This is a genomic window from Thalassotalea sp. G20_0, from assembly GCF_017744175.1.
Lineage (GTDB): Bacteria > Pseudomonadota > Gammaproteobacteria > Pseudomonadales > Endozoicomonadaceae > Endozoicomonas.
In genome coordinates this window covers 14,216-32,471 of the sequence record NZ_JAGHQV010000020.1, presented here as the reverse complement: position 1 = coordinate 32,471, position 18,256 = coordinate 14,216, and the positions used below count along the sequence as shown (strand labels likewise).

Sequence of the window (18,256 nt, the reverse complement as noted above, 5' to 3'; positions counted from 1 at the left end):
TGAAATAGTTCGCTGCTAAAAAGCCCGCCACTCCGCGAGGGCAGGCTTTTGGTTGTCGCCGCTATACCTTAAACAAGGTCCGCCGCGCTTTCACCGGCAATACGGCCAAACGTGAAGATATCGATCAGGGCGTTACCACCCAGACGGTTACCGGCATGGATACCGCCAGTGACTTCACCCGCTGCGTACAGGCCAGGAATGATGTTACCGTCCTTACCAATCACTCGCGTGCTGGTATCGATCTTCAAGCCACCCATGGTGTGGTGAATAGAAGGCTGACGTGGTGTGGCGTAGAACGGTCCCTGCTCCACCTTCAAGCCGAACGCACTCTTGTTGAATTCAGGATCGTGACCCTGCTCAACACACGTGTTGTACTGCTTGATGGTTTGCACAAATTCCGCCTGTGGCACACCGATCTTGTCAGCCAGTTCTTCCAGCGTATCCGCTTCCACGATGATGCCCTCGCTGATTTCACGGGCGATGGTTTCATCGGAGGTGTTGGCTGCTGTTTTGCGAATCTCGGCATCGGCAATCATGTAAACGGTGCCGCCGTTGTCGAAGAAGGAGTCTGCCAGCTTATCGCGGCTGCCGCACTCATCGACAAAACGCTTGCCTTTCTGGTTAACGAAGACAAAGTTCTCCGGTGGTACAATCAGGCCAGTCAGCAGAGCACCGGACTTCGGATCACCGATTGGCATCAGCTGGGCAAAGCCCATTCCCACCAGCTCGGCACCGACTTTTTCGCCCATTTCGATACCATCACCCACCAGCGCAGGGGAGTTGGTGGTTTTGATATCGTCAGCAATATTTTTCCAATAGGTGTTGTACTTCTTGATCATCTGGGTATTGGCACCAAAGCCGCCAGAAGTCATGACCACACCGTGGCTCGCTTTTACGATCAGCTCATTACCGTTGGCCTGGATCGCCTTGACACCCACAACCTTGCCATCTTCAACGATCAGGTCGGTAGCCCGGGTATCGGTGATGATACGACCATTCTGTTCCAGAATGCGCTTTTGCAGCTTATCAACAAACTCAACGCCTTTTGGACGCTTTGGCTTGTGGGCACGACGCCACAGGGCACCAACAGCGATATCCACCAGGCCACGCTCAAACTCGATACCTTTCTCGCTCAGCCAGTCGATGGACTCCATGGAGCGGGAAGTCAGCTGCTTGACCAGATCGTATTGACCATAAATGGTTTCGCCATTCAGGTCGGTACGCTTACCGCCCAGGTAGGTCTGGATGCGGTGCAGTTCAACCGAGTCGAACAGGTATTTCTTGCCATGGTCGTGCTGGTTGAAGTAATCATCCAGCTGTGACTTCAGGGTACGGAAATCGTCCAGATATTCACCGACGAACTCAGACTCTGGTGTCTGAGCCAGGGCCATCAGGGTCTCTTTTTCACCCGCCAGTGCCGCGAAATCACCCTGCCACGCGGGTTCAGCAGCATTAACCCAACCACCAGTACGGACCGTATTACCACCGATAGCCGGGAACTTCTCCAGCAGGATAACCGACTTGCCTTTATCCAGGGCTGTCAGTGCCGCACTCAAACCGGCACCGCCACCACCGATCACTACCACGTCGGCGCTCTCTTCGATGGTTTGCGCGGTCCACTCAACCGCTTTGCGAGCTTTCACACGCAGAGCCTCGGAGTGACCACCGGCAAGATCAACCGCATTGGAAACACCGTCAATCACCGCCTGACTGCTGACGGTTGCGCCGGAGATCACGTCAATATTGAGCGTCTGCTCATCAACGATCTGCTGTGGAATACGCTCAAAGGCCGGGTTGGCAATACCATCTGACTCTCTGGAAGAGTCCACCACAATCTCAAGAATCTCATCTTCAGAGAAGGTTACCGTCACCGGCAGGTCACCATTGTGACCACGGCCGTAAGCGGTATAAGTGCCAGGCTGGAAACGGATCTCAATACCTTGCAGCTCTTTGATGCGCTGATGTTTTTCCGCTTCTGCGGCACTGTCGACAATCATGTAATCCATGATGTCCCACAATGGCGTCGGGATCAGCAGAGCTTCCTGCTGAGCGATATCGGCGAACTCGGCGCAGGTCTCATTGTTCAGAGCCTTGGTTGCCCAGGTAGGTTCAACCAGGTAACCCTTGCCTACGGCCACCATATCGTAACCCTGGGACAGCGCTTTTTCCCCGTCGGCAGTCTGGGCAATACCACCCACACCGATAACCGGCACGCTGGCAACCGCCTCAGACTGCAATTGACGATACTTGTTGATCAGTGGCTCTTTGTCTTCCGGGTTTACGATGGAGTTACGTGCCCAGCTGCCCATAGAGAAGTGGAAATAATCCAGGCCTTCTGTCGCCAGTTTATCCAACAGGAACATGGTATCTTCAAAGCGGATACCCGGCTCTTCAATCTCTTCAGGTGAGAAGCGATAACCGACAATGAAATCAGCCTTGTTATGAGACTGTGCCACCTGCTTGGTTTTGGCCAGAACAGCCAGCGGGAATGTGGTGCGTTTTTCAATATCGCCACCCCACCGGTCATTTCTGCGGTTGGAGTGTGGCGAGAAAAACTGCTGGATCAGGTAAGTGTTGGCACCGTGGATTTCAACACCATCAAAACCGGCGACAATGGCACGGTTCACGGCATTGCCGAACAACTCGATCATCTCTTCGATTTGCTCTTCGGTCATCTCCAGCGGGGTTTCCGCATTATCACGCAGAGCAGCGACAGGGCTGGCCGAGATCGGTTTATGGCCACCATTAAACTCGGGCGTTGCCATACGACCGGCATGGTAGATTTGCAGAATGGCTTTTGAGCCTTTGGCCTTGATGGCATCCGCCAGTTGCTTCAGGCCAGCAATTTTGCCATCAGTATCGATACCCAGTGCGCCGGGGAAAGCTCTGCCGTAATTTTCCACAAAAGCACTTTCGACAATTACAGCACCGGCATCACCAGAGCGAGCGGCGTAATAGGTAATCATCTGCTGGGTGACGCCGCCATCAAAAAAGGCGGATTGAATCGTCATCGGAGCCATCACGATACGATTCTTGAACTTGTTACCTGATTGAAACAGAACTTCGTCGATCAAATGAGCCATCAAGACTTCCTTATTTCACCCCAATGACCGTACAAACGTTTGCTCACTGGGCTGACTGTTTATGGAGTAAATACTTTTGTTAAGACCAGTATCAAGACAAGGGCTCAAAATTAAGCCCAGCGAAAAATCATCGGCATTTTTTCACACCATCAACTTTGCATGTATAGTGATAAACACCCATATATCCCGTTGAGTTACGTGAGGTTTTTCTATAAAAATGGTTTTGGGGTGCTAATTTAGGCGATGCCGAAGACAGCTGCTGAAACAGGACCCTAAACAGGGGATAGCTGGAGGTTTCTGATAAGGTGGGCACTGATTTTTTTCGGTAATAAGAAAGTCAGTAGCAGGGAGAAGTGGGTTGGTTTCGTATTTCAACCGTATTCTCATCAACTGACAGATTAGCTTTGGTCACCATAGCTGAGGTGTCCATCTGCCTTATGACAGCAATTTCCAGTCTTCAGCTGGAGCCCGGGCAATTCATGCTTCAGGGGACCCGGCAATGGGCCTCCCACTATTCTTTGCAACTGTTGCGAATACACTTTATGGAGAGAGTGCATTAAGTAGTTAACCAAATGGAATCGTATTTTCTGACCAAGTGGGCAGTCACTCTCGGCAACTGCTCCTGCGTTGCTCTAGCTCCTGCATCCATGCAGTCGTGCGGCGTCACAACTCCGGTCACATAGCTAAGGCTATACTCGCTTCGTTGTGCCTTGCATAGTAACTGCCCACTTAGCCAGAAAATACGATTCCATTTGGCCAACTACTTATCGATCTTTTTTTTTTAGGATCCGATTGACGCAGAAAATACTGACTGTTTCCCGTTTGCCGTTTAGAACCAGTGCGTGAATCAGATGCACGGATATCATCAACTACCTCAACATTTTGTGTATTCCCTCCTGCCTTGAGAGCCGCATAGTCTGCATAAGATTTGTACAACTTGGCCAGGGCAGCGTGATTTTCAGGATGGCTTTGCCCCTTGTAGCCATACTCTCGCCAATATTGTTCCAAGGTTAAATCCCAGACCTGTTTATGCCCGATTATTGAATTCCTCTGCTCAGGTGACGCACATGCTGTATATTGGCAAAGCTTCAAGAGTTCAGCAGGCAGCATACTTACGGAAATTTTCCTGATATTTTCTTCTCCGGCTTCAGGTTTGATAGCTGCCATATTATTTAGAAATGAGCACCATCGCTCAGGATTCTTAGAAAGATATTGCACTGTTTTTATAGCAAAAATGCCGCAAGAGCTAAAATCCTTTTGTATAGCCTCCCGGGTTACTGAAAAAATAACTGAGTGATTTTCGAAGTTGGATTTTATTCTTTTTATTAACTTCTTTCTTACTGTCTTTGCCAGATCACTTTCACAGCCTACAGTCTCATGGATATGACAATATACTTTATCCTTCTGGATATACATTGATGTAACTACCGTATGATACCATGGCCGGTCTTCATAAACCCAACATATCAGACAGTTTTCTTTCTGTATCGGAACCATATTTACCGTTATTCTAAGAAAAATAGCTATTTCAGCATCACAGCTCGTACAAATCCAATCAAAAAATGGTCTTATATTTTTCTCTACCTTACTTTTTAATAGCTCATCAATGGCATGAAGTGGAATAAAGAGTTCACCATCAACTTGATGATCCAGGGTTCGTACCTGTCCATTGTCTTCGTGAAGAAATACCGGGCCTGACTGTCTTACTAGTGGATTAGCGTCAAAAGTAGTTTTGTAAGATGCGCTGCGGCCTATTTCCTTCCATACTCGCTTGTCATTTTGAAATTCAAGTTTAAATAAGGATGACTCTGAGTTCCTCAGCCAGACATCTCCCCCTGTGTAACTCTCAAATCTGATTGTTTTGTTTTCAGATAATGGTGAAATGCTCACTTGACTGCCATTAGTAATAAGCATAACTTTTCCATCTTTTTCTACTTCACGGTCGCAAACATCTAAATAGTAATCTATAGTTAACGCTTTGCTAGAGGCATTAAAAAAAAATGCCTCACATTCATCGCTATTATTTAGAATAATTCCATTCTCCAATCCAACCTCTTGAAAAGGCCGATCAAATACAAACTGATATGCATTGATTTGATCTGGAGAACCATGAAAATCAAATACTCGTATTGTGTATTCCTGAAGAGACTTGAATTCATCCAAAATAGATTCCGGAATATATTTTTTTCTTTCTCCTCTGGAAAGCCCTTCTATTACACAACGCCTACTATTAAATACATTCGAACCTGAATATGGCCTGATTCTGTCCAGGACCTCGTTTTCCAGGGGAGATAATATACTTTTTGATGAGCTACTACCTATTTCTAACATTACTGTTCCAAATCAAGCATAAAACTCATTTAGACTAACTATTTTTTTTATAGTTCCAGATTAGAAAATCCGGACACAACCAAACCCGAAAAGGGAGCTCAAGGCTCCCTTATGTTAAGACTGCCTGGCAGCGATATAATCATTCAGTTCTGCAACCTGAGCGGTAGCAACAAATTCTCCATCCATGAAGAAGCTGACTTCCTCACCGGACTTTTCACCACGCATAATGGCCTGCTGACCGTCAGTGTAGGTCACGTGCATTTCAACGGTATTCTCATCAACCTGTTTGAAAGACGCAGAGGTAATACTGTCCAGAGGTACATCAGTCATGGACTTGTCCAGCTTGTGGTTGACCTTGAAGATGGCATCAACAGGCATATCAACAACCGCTGGAGACTTGCCGGTAATGGGGTTGGTGCCGGTCCAAAACTCGATGGTATTGAAAATAAAAAAGTCTGCAGTAGCGGCAATACCGTAAACCGGGCTGAGCAGCATGAACAGTCCGGCACGACCATAACGGTTATCGACAACCGACAGGTTAGCTTTGGTCACCATAGCCGAGGTGCCCATCTGCCCCATACAGCCAGTCATTGATGCGGCAAACACAGCAATAGCCAGCGCTTTAATCGCCATCTTTTTCATGAATTATTTACTCCAACATCATCCAGGGCGGAATGAGCCGCTTGCCCGGGACAAAATAATCAAAGAGCCTGAAAAGCGACCTTTTTCATAACCAAAGACTCTCACTAAAAGGATGACGCATTATAGGATTTTTACCTCGGCTGACCAGCTATTGAACTGTGCCACTTATACTGATTCTGTAGGTACTATCAGTAATCTCCCCAGAGGTACTGCATCAGCGTAATCGCCACTACTGGCGCAGTTTCCGTTCTAAGCACACGGGGGCCTAACGCCAGTGGGTTAAAACGGTGGCCCTCAGCCAACTCAATTTCCTGAGCGGTTAAACCACCCTCCGGGCCAATCAGCAGAGATACCGATTCTGGCTGTGCAAAACCACTGAGTTTCTCTCTGGTTCGATGATGCAGCACAAAGTTCAGCTCGGTCCCCCGGGTGGTGAGCCAATCTTCCAGTTTAACGGGCGTATGTATGGTCGGTACGATATTACGACCACACTGTTCACAGGCACTGATAGCCACCTGTTGCCAGTGTTTGACCCGTTTATCCAAACGTTCTGCATTCAGCTTCACCTCACAACGCTCACTCCATAATGGGGTAATGCCGGTAACACCCGCTTCCGTTGCCTTCTGAATGGCATAATCCATACGTTCACCACGGCTGAGTGTCTGACCCAGCTCAATAGTCAGGGGAGACTGGGCATCACCCTCGATAAACGATTCAAGATAAACGGTAACCGACTTTTTGCTAACGCTCTCTACCGTTCCCTGCCAGGCTCCCCCTTGACCATTAAACAGCACCAGGGGCTCTGAGGGTCTCATGCGCAAAACACGGCCGACATGATTGGCGGCATTTTCGGAAAGTTCGATAGAGCAGTCAGCCTGAAGCGGCTGCGCTGAATAAATACGGGGGTTTCTCATGGAGGGGCACTGGGTTGAGAGTTATGAGTTACGAGGGAATAGTTAGCAAGGATAATAATACCATTAACAATTCCCTCACAACTCATAACTCACGCCATCAATCAGCAGAAATGCCCAGGTTATCGCAGATACCCTGGCAGGGGGCTGCCTGATTAAGCGTATAAAAGTGCAAACCCGGAGCACCACCTTGCAGTAACCTCTCACAGAGCCGGGTCACCACCTCTTCACCAAACTGTTTAATACTGCTGATATCATCGCCATAGGCTTCCAGTTGCTTACGAATCCATCTTGGAATCTCGGCACCACAGGCATCGGAAAAACGAGCCAGGCGGCTATAGTTGGTGATCGGCATGATTCCGGGAACCACCGGGAGATCAATACCCAGTGACCGGGTACGCTCCAGGAAATAGAAATAACTGTCTGCATTAAAGAAATATTGGGTAATCGCCGAATCCGCACCGGCATCCACCTTACGCTTGAAGTTTGCCAGATCCTTTTCCATATTGGGTGCCTGTGGATGGACCTCCGGATAAGCGGCAACCTCAATATGGAAATGATCCCCGGTTTCAGTACGAATAAACTCCACCAGCTCATTGGCGTAGCGGAGTTCGCCACTGTCACGTCCCATACCTGAAGGCAGATCACCTCTCAGGGCAACAATACGCTCTACGCCCTGGTCACGGTAAAAGTTCAGCAACTCTTTGATCTGCTCCCGGGAGTCACCAACGCAGGAAAGGTGAGGAGCGGTTGCTATACGTGTCTGGTTCTGAGTTGACAGCACAGTTTCAAGGGTTCTGTCCCGTGTTGAACCACCAGCTCCATAGGTCACCGAGAAAAATTCCGGTTGGTATCTGGCCAGACTGAGGGCATTCTGCTCAAGTTTCCGGGCACCCTCTTCTGTTTTAGTGGGAAAGAACTCAAAGCTGACAGGAGTATTATTGGTTATTGTATTTGCCATGGTATTCACCAGCAGAGGTCGCTGGCTGGTAAAGAGACATCAGCCAGCGAAAAAGACATTCAGGAGGCTATCCGAGAATAGACTGCCCTACCGGCAACCGCTCCTGCGTTGCTCTAGGAGGCTGTCCGAGAATAGACTGCCCTACTGCGGCGACAGCAAATTGGTCTAAAAATCCGCTTTTGTTCGGCAAATAGCCCCGCTATTCACCTCACAAAACCGAATTTTTATCCTCAATTTTCTGTCGTCCTCGCTACGGGCGCTATTCTCGGACAGCCTCCTAGCTCCTGCATCCATGCAGTCGTGCGGTGGCAGCAAATTGGTCTAAAAATTCCATTTTGCTCGGCAAATAGCCCCGCTATTCACCTCACAAAACGGAATTTTTATCCTCAATTTTCTGCCATCCTCGCTACGGGGTCGCCTAGACGGGCGCTATTCTCGGTCAGCCTCCTAGTACTTGTAATCGTCGCTCTTGAAGGGGCCATCAACAGGTACCTTGATGTAGTCAGCCTGGCCTTGAGTCAGCCGGGTAATCACACCACCAAAGCCTTCCACCATATAGGCAGCGACTTCTTCATCCAGTTTCCTGGGCAGTACGGTCACCGCCAGCCTGTCTGATTTTTGATCGGCTGGCAGATCAGCAAATCCTGCTTCATAAAGATGAATCTGGGCCAGAACCTGATTGGCAAAAGAACCGTCCATGATACGCGACGGGTGTCCGGTAGCATTACCCAGGTTCACCAGTCGCCCTTCGGAGAGCAGTATCAGGTGATCATTGCAGGAGTCATCCCGGACGATCTTGTGAACCTGAGGCTTGACCTCTTCCCAGGTCCAGTTATCCCGCATGAACTGCGTGTCTATTTCGGTATCAAAATGGCCAATATTACAAACCACACAGCCATTTTTCAGGGCTTTCAGCATGTAGCGGTCACAGACATGGACATTACCCGTGGTGGTCACCAGCAGGTCAGTAGTGGCCAGCAGCTCCCGATTGATAGAAGCTTCGGTGTCATCGTTAACACCATCAATGTAGGGTGATACCACTTCAAAGCCATCCATACAGGCCTGCATGGCACAGATCGGATCCACTTCCGTTACCTTGACAATCATCCCTTCCTGACGCAACGAAGCGGCAGAACCTTTACCCACATCACCGTAACCAATCACCAGTGCTTTCTTGCCCGCCAGCAGATGGTCGGTGGCCCGCTTGATGGCATCATTCAGAGAGTGGCGACAGCCATACTTGTTGTCGTTTTTACTTTTGGTAACCGCATCATTGACGTTGATTGCCGGTACTTTCAGGGTGCCTTTTTCCAGCATTTCCAGCAGGCGGTGAACCCCGGTGGTGGTCTCTTCAGAAATGCCGTGAATGTTGTCCAGCAGTGCAGGGTACTTGTCGTGTAATAGCAGCGTCAGGTCACCGCCGTCATCCAGCACCATGTTGGCATGCCATGGCTTACCGGCACCATCGAGGACCGTCTGCTCGATGCACCACCAGAACTCTTTTTCGGTCTCACCCTTCCAGGCAAATACCGGTATGCCCGCAGCTGCAATGGCGGCGGCGGCGTGATCCTGAGTAGAAAAGATATTACAGGAAGACCAGCGTACCTCAGCACCTAGCACTACCAGCGTTTCAATCAGTACTGCAGTCTGGATGGTCATATGAATGCAGCCCATGATCTTTGCGCCTTTCAGTGGCTGAGAATCACGGTATTTGGCTCTGATCGCCATCAGTGCCGGCATTTCACCTTCGGCAATCTGAATCTCACGCCTACCCCAGTCCGCCAGGGAAATATCAGCCACCCGGTAGTCCGAGCCCTTGGTGGAGCTTGGCAAATCAGCAGTTAACTCAGGGTTAGCACTCATAAAACGTATCCTGTTCTGCGTATTATCCGAATTGGTATAGATTCTAGCAGCGGCAACAATCTATATCAATAAATTTTGATATAGACTTATTGCTTGAACTATTACTGGCAATTTCAAGTCCAATGCTCCCCTTACAAAGAGCCTTGACAATCGAATTATTAATCACCGGTAAACCATCATGCAGACTTCAAACGCTGATTCATCAATTCCATATATTCGTTTAAACAACATTTCTAGTCCCGAAAATGAAGCTTCCGGAAACTACACAAAACAGGCAGAAGGAAATTTTAGTGGGCACAGAGTTGAAAAATTTGAACCGGATTCACATAGCCAGAGTCATTTATTGGATACAACAAATACACAACAAATGAAAAGTCATAATTTACTTTATGATCGTGTCAGTAAAGCCCTGGAACAGAAATTTCATGGCTCAGAGAAAGCTTCCAAAAGAAAACTGGTAGCCAAGGGTGCGTTACCAGAAATAGGTGCAAATGTTCTTGGTGGCGCTTTGCTTGGTTTGCAGCCCATTATTGTTGCCACTAGAGGCATTGCAGCAACTGCTGTTTTAGTTGGAGTTACAGTGGACTCATCAGCCTTACCTGGCTGCGCTCACGACGTGAATGCAAAACATTTCTTCCATGAAAAAAAATGGTTCCAGCATTTAGTTGGCAAAGGGCATATGGAACTGTTTTTGAAAGAAGTACCTGAAGACGATGATATAAATGCATTAGAAGCCTGCGTAGTGAAAATCAATGAACAACTATCGGAAGAGCAATTTGATAATACCTATAAATCCCTCAAAAAGGCACTACGTTGGAAAAACAGTAGAAGACTTAAGCAAGAGTTAAAAACTATGGGGCCTCATGCTTTCAACATATATCTGGACCTGGCGAAACAGCGACAAATTGAAAATCGACGTACGAATGTCTCACTCATCAGCAGTAGTCATACTGATGAGGTGACACACTTATCGGAAGAAATGGAAAAGTTACAAAAAGCCCTTCTGGATTCAAAGAAAGCTGGTATCGACAATCCTGCCTTTACCGATGACATTTAGTCTTTCCTCCAGACAGACAACAGTAAGTAGTTGACCAACTACTTATATGGGCAGCATTACCACTGCCCTGACTCCAGTGATTAAAGGCCTGCTGCCTTGCGAAGCTGTTCCGCTTTATCGGTACGCTCCCAGGTGAACTCGGCCTCTTCCCGGCCAAAGTGGCCATAGGCTGCCGTGGACTGATAGATTGGACGCTTGAGATCCAGCATCTTCACCAGTCCACCGGCACGCAAATCAAAATATTCACGAACCAGTTCAACGATACGCTCATCGGACACCTTACCGGTGCCAAATGTGTTAATGGAAATCGAGGTAGGCTCAGAAACACCAATGGCGTAGGACACCTGAATTTCACAACGATCCGCCAAACCGGCGGCAACAATGTTCTTGGCGACATAACGGCCTGCGTAGGCGGCAGAACGGTCAACCTTGGATGGATCCTTACCGGAGAATGCACCACCGCCATGACGGGCCATGCCACCGTAGGTATCAACAATAATCTTGCGTCCGGTCAGTCCACAGTCACCAACAGGCCCGCCAATCACAAATATACCCGTCGGGTTAATGTGGTATTTGGTGTCTTCATGGAGCCAGCCTTCCGGGAATACAGGCTTGATAATCTGCTCCAGCACTTCACGACGAATTTCATCCAGAGAGACATCCGGAGAGTGCTGGGTAGAAAGCACAACGGCATCAACACTCTGCACCTTGCCATTCTGGTCGTAACGCATGGTTACCTGACTCTTGGCGTCAGGACGCAACCAGGGTAACACACCATTCTTGCGCAACTGCGCCTGGCGCTTAACCAGCTCATGGGCATAGTAAATGGGAGCAGGCATCAGCACCGGTGTTTCATTGGTAGCATAACCAAACATCAGGCCCTGATCACCAGCACCCTGTTCACGCTCATCGGTTTCATCAACACCAACGGCAATGTCCGGAGACTGCTTGCCAATGGCATTCAGAACCGCAACGCACTCACCATCGAAGCCCAGGTCTCCATGGTTATAACCAATGCTGGTGACGACATTACGAACCAGCTCTTCAATATCAACATAGGTTGTGGTGCGCACTTCACCGGCAACAATCACCATGCCGGTTTTCACCATGGTTTCTACCGCAACCCGTGCTTCCGGGTCATCCTTGATGATGGCGTCCAGAATAGCATCAGAAATCTGGTCAGCAATTTTGTCTGGATGCCCTTCAGATACCGACTCCGATGTGAATAGCGAATACTCAGACATAGCCGTTTTACCCTCTTGAAAAAATTGAGTGCGCCTCTTTGATTCCATGAAACCGTCTGTTCATAAAATACGTTCAATTGAGGCGTTAACCAGGTCATCGTTCATTCGGCAAGAAAAAAACGTCGGACCTGGATCTGAAAACCATTGCGTAACCCCAGATACTGGGATTCACCGCTGATTAATCCCGCTTTATCCGCCCATTGAGCCAACTCGCCGGCACTGAAACCAAGCCACAGATCACCACAGGACTCCCGAACCCAGTCCTGGTCATGATGGCTGAGTTCACTGATAAACAGGCTCCCACCGGGCTTCAATAGTCGGGAAGACCAGTTAAAGATATCCGCCGGGCTGGGAACATGATGCAGCACCATATTGATGACGATACAGTCAAAGGCGCTGGTCATGTTGCTCAGCGACTGGATCTCGCCATGAACAAAAGTGACATTGCCAATGCCTTGCTGTTTGGCCAGCGCCCGGGAGTAACTCAGCATTTTTTCCGAGTTATCCAGTGCGTAAACCAGCTTGAACACAGAGGCGAGTGTTGGCAGAAAATTTCCCTCACCGGGACCAAGCTCAAGGGCCAGGCTCTGTTCAGGAAAGTCAGTAGTCTCAATAAGGTCTGCCACCGTTTCAGCATAGAGCTGGTGCTCGGCAATCAGCTCCTGGTGCTGACGGAATTCTTCGCTATTCCGGGCAAAAAATGCCTGGGACAGTTCCGCCCGCTGCAGGCGAATGGCCTGAAGCTGTTCGGCAAGATCATGAGGTAGCGGTATACCATCCACCGCCTGAAACAATGAGCGGACAACCCCTTCGAGATGACCTGCCGATGTGGGCAGGGCCCGACGGTAGAAAATCGTGTTGCCTTCTTTACGGGTTGAGACTAGTCCGGCCTGAGACAACACCTTCAAATGATGGCTCATGGCTGGCTGACGCATGGCAAACACACCGCTCAGCTCCAGCACACCGAGAGACTCTGTGCTCAAGACCCTCAGAATCTGTAATCTCAGAACATCACCACTGGCTTTGCTCACCGTGGCCAGCTGCTCAAAAGCATCCGTCAACACACGTCATCCTTTCCAATCACTTACTTTCCAATCACTTACTTTCCAATCACTTACTTTCCAATCACTTACTTTCCAATCACTTAAGCACAGTAAATCATTGACTCATTTACCGGGATATTCGAAGGGAGGAGTTTAGCAAGAGCCAAAATCTATATCAAAATATTTTTATATACAATCAATAGACACAAGAAATCCAATCTCTGCACTATATTTATCCAGCACTTTCTGTGCCCGAATTAAGGCAACTGCTGAGCATCAGTATTAGGAGGCTGTCCGAGAATAGACTGCCCTACTGCGGAGGCAGAAAATTGGTCTAAAAATCCACTTTTGTTCGGCAAATAGCCCCGCTATTCACCTCACAAAACTGAGTTTTTATCCTCTATTTTCTGCCGTCCTCACTACGGGGTCGCCTAGACGGGCGCTATTCTCGGACAGCCTCCCGGAAGCAATAACGGGAGGTAGGAAACACGCTGTATATGACTAAAAATTCATCCAGAAACGTTGCTGGCAATTCAAATTCAATGCTTTATCTGCAAATTGCCATGCTGTCCTGTTGCACCTTCAACTTTGACATACTCTGGAACCTGAAAGAGTCGCTGCTCATTACCCGGCTTGGTGCGGAAGCCATTCCCTTCATCAAGTTGATGGTTGTCATGCCTGTCGCTTTTATTTTTTTAATCACCTACAGCTTTCTGGCTAACCGGCTCAGTAAACGTACCCTGTTTGCCGTTGCGTTAATCCCTTTTCTGATCTGGATGCCATTGTTTTCCATGGTTATTTATCCAAACCTGGAGTCTTTCGCCCCCACCGCAGCGCTTGCCCTCCTGTCCCCACTCATCCATGCAAACCTGCAATTTATTGTCGGCATGGTCTATTACTGGCCCCTGACGCTGTTCTTTGCCGTGGCGGAACTCTGGGGGTCGGCGGTGATCTGCACCCTCTTCTGGACAGCCGTCAATGATTTCCACAATGCCCAGAGTGCCACCCGGCAATATCCCCTGATCACCATGATCGGCAGCAGCGCATCCATTATTTCCGGCCCAATGCTTTACTACTGCGTTTCCAGGGGAGTTATGGCCCCGGATTCAGGCTGGCAGGAGAGCCTGGAGATCTTATCACTTCTGTTCGTGCTTTTCGGGCTGTTGATTCTGCTGCTCAATGAATACTGCTGCCACTTAACTTCGAAAAACCTCACAGATCCCACCAGCCAGAAGACACACACCCCGACCAACCTGCCGTTGCTGGCCAGCGCACGATACCTGTTGCGCTGCCCGTACCTGGCCAGCATTGCGCTGGTTATGCTGGCTTATTGCATCGCCATTAACATGGTTGAGCTGGCCTGGAAAAGCCAGCTGGTGCAGCTGTACCCCTGTGAGGCAGACTACTCGATGTTTATGGGCAAGGTGGCCATGATCAGCGGCATAGGCAGTCTTATCTGTGGTCTGCTAACGCCAACCCTGCTGAAGATCAGTTGGTGGGCAGCGGCTTTTGCAACCCCCATCATTCTGACAGCCACGGCCCTGCCTTTTTTTCTCCTGGCCATGTTTCAGAAATCACAGGTCAGCTTGTTCGGTATCTGTTATATGGATCTGACCATGATCGGCTTGCAGATCGGCATGTACTGCCATGCCCTCGGCAAGTCGGCAAAATACACGCTGTTTGATGCCACCAAGGAGATCTCTTTCGTACCTCTTGATGCTGAGCGAAAGTACAAGGGGAAAGCGGCTATTGAGTTAGTGGTGAGTCGGGTTGGCAAATCAGGCAGCTCTTTCTTTCAACAGATTTTAATTACCCTTTTTGGCTCCCTCAGCCTTGCCATGTCCTGGCTGGCAGGGGCTTTTATACTGGCCATTGCCCTGTGGCTAATCGCCATCAAGCATTTGGGCAGACATTACCATGAGCGAACAGAACCATAAAACTGACCAACTGATGCCCGGATTGTGAAGCCTGTCTTTATTTCCAGTGCTTATCGATCAGCATTGCTCCTTCCGGAATATGGCCTGCACAACCAGGCACAGGACACTGAGGATAACCTGAAATGTTCACGCCATTCAGACCCCAGGACCAGATGCCATCCTGGCGGTAGTCATGCATCACTTCCTTATTACTGACATAGGTATTGGAGTCATTCTGCTGGCCAGCGGCCATCCGGCATTTTGTACAGTATTCGTCATGCATTTTTCCTTCTTCACCAGCAGTTTTGGCATTTTTTTTACCGTCAACCTTGATCTTGTAATCTGACAGCGCTCTCTGGTTACTCTGTGGCAAAGATTGCTTTGACTCTATCGACATGGCTCTCTTATGGACAGTTTTCTCCTTCTTTGATTCTGGCGTGGTAAAACTATCCCTGGGTAGCGGTTGGTTGCCAGCTAAGGGGCTCATAAAGCCTCCGGAATCTTACGCCCAAAAAAAAAATGTGCAGATGTGACACCACGCACCGGTGATAGTTCAGCGTTTCAATCACTTCAATAATAGGCCTGCCTTGTTTGCCATCTCACCAGTTGTTTTCAATCTCACAGGCAGCAATAGCAGATTATTTCTCTGCATCTAAAATGAATTGTTCAATAAACCAATATGGATGAAGAATGCTGCCGGTTTCGCTAAACTAGCGCGCGAATTTAACCAGACTGGATTCTCAGGAGCAAAGATTCCCATGTCCTCACGTCGTGAGCTTGCCAATGCCATTCGCGCCCTCAGCATGGACGCCGTACAAAAAGCCAAATCCGGTCATCCCGGTGCCCCCATGGGGATGGCTGATATTGCTGAAGTGCTGTGGCGCGACTATATGAATCACAACCCCGCCAATCCAGAGTGGGTGGATCGTGACCGTTTTGTGTTGTCCAATGGCCATGGTTCCATGCTGATCTATTCCCTGCTGCACCTGACCGGGTACGATCTGAGCATGGATGACCTGAAAAACTTCCGTCAGCTGCACTCCAAAACGGCGGGCCATCCCGAGTATGGTTATGCTCCGGGCATTGAAACCACCACCGGTCCACTGGGCCAGGGCATCGCCAATGCCGTTGGTATGGCCGCCGCCGAGAAGGCACTGGCCGCTCAGTTCAACAAGCCTGGCCACGATATTGTTGACCACCATACCTACGTCTTTATGGGTGATGGCTGCATGATGGAGGGTATCTCCCATGAAGTTTGCTCCCTGGCGGGCACCCTGGGCCTGGGCAAACTGGTGGCATTTTACGATGACAACGGCATCTCCATTGATGGTGAAGTGGAAGGCTGGTTCACCGACGACACCGTCAAGCGCTTTGAAGCTTACAACTGGCATGTCATTCCGGCGGTTGACGGTCACGACCCTGAAGCGATCAAAGCCGCCATCGAAGCCGCCCGCGCCGAACAGGACAAACCCACGCTGATCTGCTGTAAAACCATTATCGGCTTTGGTTCACCCAACAAAGCCGGTAAAGAGGAGTGCCACGGCGCTCCGTTAGGCGATGACGAGATCAAGCTGACCCGCGAGCGTCTCGGCTGGCAACACGCACCGTTTGAAGTGCCTGCTGACATCTACAACCAGTGGAATGCCACAGCAGCCGGTGCCATCAAAGAAAGCGCCTGGAATGAAAAGTTCGCAGCCTATCAGGCCCAATACCCGGAGCTTGCGGCAGAATTTACCCGTCGCCAGAAAGGTGACCTGCCCGCTGACTTCGCCGAAAAGGCATCGGCTTATATCAAGTCCTGCCAACAGGAAGGTGAAAAGATCGCCAGTCGCAAGGCCTCCCAGAACACTCTGAACGCTTATGGTCCGATCCTCCCGGAACTGCTTGGTGGTTCCGCAGACCTGGCGGGCTCCAACCTGACCCTGTGGAGCGGTTCCAAAGGCATCAAGCGTGACGATGCTGATGGCAACTACCTGTTTTACGGCGTCCGTGAATTCGGCATGACTGCAATGATGAGCGGTATTGCCCTGCACGGTGGTTTCATTCCTTACGGCGCAACCTTCCTGGTCTTTATGGAATATGCCTGCAACGCTGCCCGTATGGCCGCGCTGATGAAACAGCGCTCAATCCTGGTCTACACCCATGACTCCATCGGCCTGGGTGAAGATGGTCCAACCCACCAGCCTATTGAACAAATCGCCAGCCTGCGCATGACACCGAACATGAATGCATGGCGTCCGTGTGACACGGTAGAATCTGCCGTCGCCTGGAAACATGCCATCGAACGTGTTGATGGACCAAGTGCCCTGATCTTCTCCCGTCAGGGTCTGCCATGCATGGCCAGAACCGATGAACAGATTGCCCGGGTTGAACGGGGTGGTTACATCCTGAAAGAGTGTGAAGGTACGCCTGAGCTGATTCTGATAGCTACCGGCTCAGAAGTAGAACTGGCTATGAACGCCGAGGCTGCTCTCTCTGCACAGGGAAACAAAGTACGTGTAGTCTCCATGCCATCGACGGATGTATTTGATGCCCAGGATGCTGAGTACAAACAGTCCGTCCTGCCCCTGGAAGTGCCTGCTCGTATTGCGATTGAAGCCGCTGCTGCTGACTTCTGGTACAAGTACGTTGGCCTGGATGGCCGCATCATCGGCATGACCACCTACGGTGAGTCCGCTCCGGCAGAAGACCTGTTCCCATACTTTGGCTTTACTGTTGACAATATCGTGGCAATCGCTGAAGAACTGCTGGGAGGCTGACCGAGAATAGCGCCCGTAGCGAGGATGGCAGAAAATTGAGGATAAAAAGTCGGAAATTTTTAGACCAATTTGCTGCCACCGCACGACTGCATGGATGCAGGAGCTAGAGCAACGCAGGAGCAGTTGCCGCGTAGGGCAGCCTATTCTCGGACAGCCTCCCAGGTTAAATCCATTCAGCCATCCCGGTAAAGGGATGGCTGTCCTCTCATCGTTGAAAACGACCATCTGCGCTATTGGCCTTTTTTCCTCACTATCCCAACTTGCCATCCGGTACCCATGCAGGTTTAATTCAGTTCTTTTAAAATAAAACATTCCAATCTGACAATGTCGTCTTTTCCCCCGGGTGGGCCTTGCGGCAAAACGGAACAACCAAAGTTCATACCCGTGAACAACCGTTTACCCATCATGCCCGCTGCCAATCATTTGGCTATTGGTCCAATATTCAA

Annotated in this window: 12 protein-coding genes; 3 read left to right on the top strand and 9 right to left on the bottom strand. The window is 49.6% G+C overall.

Annotated elements, in window-relative coordinates:
• Window positions 1–68: 68 nt before the first annotated feature.
• The 6 genes from J7438_RS13290 to ahcY form a co-directional block, all read right to left on the bottom strand.
• Window positions 69–3,083, bottom strand: coding sequence for an NADH-dependent flavin oxidoreductase (locus J7438_RS13290; RefSeq protein ID WP_209276922.1), 3,015 nt, complete (start codon window positions 3,081–3,083; stop codon window positions 69–71).
• A gap of 729 nt (window positions 3,084–3,812) precedes the next feature.
• The gene (locus J7438_RS13285; RefSeq protein ID WP_209276921.1) at window positions 3,813–5,246 is read right to left on the bottom strand and encodes a C48 family peptidase; all 1,434 of its coding nucleotides are present in this window, start codon (window positions 5,244–5,246) and stop codon (window positions 3,813–3,815) included.
• Between the two features lie 282 nt (window positions 5,247–5,528).
• Window positions 5,529–6,047, bottom strand: a complete 519-nt coding sequence (locus tag J7438_RS13280) for a DUF3332 domain-containing protein (RefSeq protein WP_209201740.1) — start codon at window positions 6,045–6,047, stop codon at window positions 5,529–5,531.
• 197 nt (window positions 6,048–6,244) lie between these two features.
• Window positions 6,245–6,970: a 16S rRNA (uracil(1498)-N(3))-methyltransferase gene (locus tag J7438_RS13275; RefSeq protein WP_209276919.1), complete on the bottom strand. Its 726-nt coding sequence runs from the start codon at window positions 6,968–6,970 to the stop codon at window positions 6,245–6,247.
• Window positions 6,971–7,067: 97 nt separating this feature from the next.
• Window positions 7,068–7,928 carry a methylenetetrahydrofolate reductase [NAD(P)H] gene (gene metF, locus J7438_RS13270; RefSeq protein ID WP_209276918.1) on the bottom strand — a complete coding sequence of 287 codons (861 nt, stop codon included), beginning with the start codon at window positions 7,926–7,928 and terminating at the stop codon, window positions 7,068–7,070.
• A 447-nt stretch (window positions 7,929–8,375) separates the two neighbouring features.
• Complete coding sequence (gene ahcY, locus J7438_RS13265) at window positions 8,376–9,791, bottom strand: adenosylhomocysteinase (RefSeq protein WP_209276917.1); 1,416 nt, start codon at window positions 9,789–9,791, stop codon at window positions 8,376–8,378.
• A 178-nt stretch (window positions 9,792–9,969) separates the two neighbouring features.
• Here ahcY and J7438_RS13260 point away from each other — a divergent pair, with 178 nt between their 5' ends.
• A complete protein-coding gene (locus J7438_RS13260; protein ID WP_209276916.1) occupies window positions 9,970–10,848 on the top strand; it encodes a hypothetical protein in 879 nt (292 codons plus the stop codon).
• A gap of 80 nt (window positions 10,849–10,928) precedes the next feature.
• Here J7438_RS13260 and metK read toward each other — a convergent pair whose 3' ends face one another.
• The gene (gene metK / locus J7438_RS13255; RefSeq protein WP_209201746.1) at window positions 10,929–12,092 is read right to left on the bottom strand and encodes a methionine adenosyltransferase; all 1,164 of its coding nucleotides are present in this window, start codon (window positions 12,090–12,092) and stop codon (window positions 10,929–10,931) included.
• A gap of 101 nt (window positions 12,093–12,193) precedes the next feature.
• A complete protein-coding gene (locus J7438_RS13250; RefSeq protein WP_209276915.1) occupies window positions 12,194–13,156 on the bottom strand; it encodes an ArsR/SmtB family transcription factor in 963 nt (320 codons plus the stop codon).
• Between the two features lie 521 nt (window positions 13,157–13,677).
• Here J7438_RS13250 and J7438_RS13245 point away from each other — a divergent pair.
• Complete coding sequence (locus J7438_RS13245; RefSeq protein ID WP_209276914.1) at window positions 13,678–15,072, top strand: Npt1/Npt2 family nucleotide transporter; 1,395 nt, start codon at window positions 13,678–13,680, stop codon at window positions 15,070–15,072.
• Window positions 15,073–15,109: 37 nt separating this feature from the next.
• On the opposite strand, the gene J7438_RS13240 is transcribed toward J7438_RS13245, so the two are convergent.
• A complete protein-coding gene (locus tag J7438_RS13240; protein WP_209201749.1) occupies window positions 15,110–15,538 on the bottom strand; it encodes a hypothetical protein in 429 nt (142 codons plus the stop codon).
• Window positions 15,539–15,809: 271 nt separating this feature from the next.
• On the opposite strand from J7438_RS13240, the gene tkt reads away from it, so the two are divergent.
• On the top strand, window positions 15,810–17,810 hold the full coding sequence (gene tkt / locus J7438_RS13235) for a transketolase (RefSeq protein ID WP_209276913.1): 2,001 nt from the start codon (window positions 15,810–15,812) through the stop codon (window positions 17,808–17,810).
• Window positions 17,811–18,256: the final 446 nt, after the last annotated feature.

Bases quoted from the DNA above. Each gene is read 5' to 3' on its own strand.
- J7438_RS13245 (WP_209276914.1), top strand. From the start codon at position 13,678: ATGCTTTATCTGCAAATTGCCATGCTGTCCTGTTGCACCTTCAACTTT.
- J7438_RS13280 (WP_209201740.1), bottom strand. From the start codon at position 6,047: ATGGCGATTAAAGCGCTGGCTATTGCTGTGTTTGCCGCATCAATGACT.
- J7438_RS13260 (WP_209276916.1), top strand. From the start codon at position 9,970: ATGCAGACTTCAAACGCTGATTCATCAATTCCATATATTCGTTTAAAC.
- J7438_RS13275 (WP_209276919.1), bottom strand. From the start codon at position 6,970: ATGAGAAACCCCCGTATTTATTCAGCGCAGCCGCTTCAGGCTGACTGC.
- ahcY (WP_209276917.1), bottom strand. From the start codon at position 9,791: ATGAGTGCTAACCCTGAGTTAACTGCTGATTTGCCAAGCTCCACCAAG.
- J7438_RS13290 (WP_209276922.1), bottom strand. From the start codon at position 3,083: ATGGCTCATTTGATCGACGAAGTTCTGTTTCAATCAGGTAACAAGTTC.
- metK (WP_209201746.1), bottom strand. From the start codon at position 12,092: ATGTCTGAGTATTCGCTATTCACATCGGAGTCGGTATCTGAAGGGCAT.
- tkt (WP_209276913.1), top strand. From the start codon at position 15,810: ATGTCCTCACGTCGTGAGCTTGCCAATGCCATTCGCGCCCTCAGCATG.
- J7438_RS13240 (WP_209201749.1), bottom strand. From the start codon at position 15,538: ATGAGCCCCTTAGCTGGCAACCAACCGCTACCCAGGGATAGTTTTACC.
- metF (WP_209276918.1), bottom strand. From the start codon at position 7,928: ATGGCAAATACAATAACCAATAATACTCCTGTCAGCTTTGAGTTCTTT.